Genomic DNA, 227 nt, shown 5'->3' with positions numbered 1-227 from the left:
TGGGTAACGGCAGGGCTGTCGGTGGCGGCTGCAACCCTGTGGGGCATGGATGAGCTGGAGTTCATGCGGGGCCGGGTCTACGGGGCCGACTACGAGTACGCCGGGCCACGGCACGGGCGCGTGTACGCGGAGTTGGTCGCGGGCCCGCTGGACGGTCTGCTCTTGGATGTCACGGGCTGGTCTGCGCATGATCGGGCTGAAGGTGTCGCCTTGCGCACGGAGATAGG

The 227-nt window shown here is 68.3% G+C and carries 1 protein-coding gene; it reads left to right on the top strand.

Annotated elements, in window-relative coordinates; translation table 11 throughout:
* Nucleotides 1-45: 45 nt before the first annotated feature.
* The coding region (locus ADL25_RS20910; protein ID WP_059129293.1) for a hypothetical protein at nt 46-227 on the top strand (182 nt) is incomplete at its 3' end.

The sequence above is a fragment of the Streptomyces sp. NRRL F-5122 genome (assembly GCF_001507435.1).
GTDB classification, from domain to species: Bacteria; Actinomycetota; Actinomycetes; order Streptomycetales; family Streptomycetaceae; genus Streptomyces; species Streptomyces lannensis.
Note: the sequence above shows the minus strand (reverse complement) of the source record. Positions and strands in the feature narration are given on the sequence as shown.